Source organism: Caulobacter sp., assembly GCF_017744445.1.
GTDB lineage: Bacteria > Pseudomonadota > Alphaproteobacteria > Caulobacterales > Caulobacteraceae > Caulobacter.
In genome coordinates this window covers 1-1,124 of record NZ_JAGIBH010000045.1, presented here as the reverse complement: position 1 = coordinate 1,124, position 1,124 = coordinate 1, and the positions used below count along the sequence as shown (strand labels likewise).

At 70.0% G+C, this 1,124-nt stretch carries 2 protein-coding genes; both read right to left on the bottom strand.

Annotation, left to right across the window (positions count from 1 at the left end):
• On the bottom strand, positions 1 to 492 hold a 492-nt coding region (locus J7528_RS23450), incomplete at its 3' end, for an NTP transferase domain-containing protein (RefSeq protein WP_291879677.1).
• Positions 482 to 997, bottom strand: coding sequence for a sigma-70 family RNA polymerase sigma factor (locus tag J7528_RS23445; RefSeq protein WP_291879675.1), 516 nt, complete (start codon positions 995 to 997; stop codon positions 482 to 484). The genes J7528_RS23450 and J7528_RS23445, both read right to left, overlap by 11 nt.
• Between the last annotated feature and the right edge of the window lie 127 nt (positions 998 to 1,124).

The following is a 1,124-nucleotide window of genomic DNA, read 5'->3' as shown; positions in this document are numbered from 1 at the left end:
GTCCTCGGCCATTCGATCGGTCACCACCTGCAGGCCCGCCTCGGCATAGCGCTCCAGGCCGCGGTTGGCGCTGACCAGCACCGGGCCGGTCTCCCCGGGAAAACGACGGGCGAAACGCTGCACCTGCGCGACGCCGTCGCGCACGATCCACGCCTTGTCGATGCCGCCAAGCCGGGTGCCGCGGCCGCCGGCCAGCAGGCCCAGGGTCAGTGCATCGGCGGCGAACACCGCCGCCAGCACCAGCCAACAGACCCCCAGCATGGCCAGCGCGCCCCACTCGCGCTCGAGGTTCATGCGGCCCATCAGCATCGACCGTCCGACGATCGCCGTGAACAGGGTCATGGCCGCGACCGGGATCGCGAACAGCAGGGTCTCGCCGCGACGGCGGGCTTTGAGCATGTGCATCAGTTCCTCCATCAGATAGGCCTGGGCCTGGGCGTCGGGGGTGTTGGCCTCCGAGCGCCAGGCCTGTTCGAGACGGTCAAACTCCATCGCCGTCCTCCTTCACCAGGATCGTCAGTCGGGCGCGCACGCGGGTCAGGCGCGCGCCGATATTGGTTTCCGTCAGCCCGTGCACGCGGGCGATGGCGCCATAGGCCAGCCCGTCCAGCGACAGCAGGATCAGCGACCGGTCCAGTGGAGGCAGGGTGCGGATCGCCGCGTAGAGTCGTTCCAGCAGATCGGCCTCGGGCGTGTCTGGATGCTCCTCCGCCCGCACGGCGAGCTCGGCCGCCACGCCGTCTTGCCGTTTCCGCCGCCGGGTTTCGCCGCGTCGCCAGGTGAGGGCGGCGTTGTGGGCCACGCGGTGGACGAAGGTCGTGTCTGCGGCCTTCCCCCGAAAGCGCGGCCGGGCCTTCCACAGGGCCACGGCCAGCTCCTGCATCAGGTCGTGCTGGTCGGCGGGCTCGGCGAAGGCGCGGGCCGTCCGGCGCAGGGTCGCCAGGTGCGACGCGAGCCACGCCGCGAATGCCTCGTCCTCCTGTCGCCCGCCAGCCATTCTTCGCCCCGTTTTCGAAAGGTTAGACGCCGGCCGCCGGGCCGTCCTTACACGGCTTCCCTTCGGGGCATGCTTGCCACGCTTCAAACGCTCGTTAGACTTTGTCCCATGTCCGACGATCTCACAG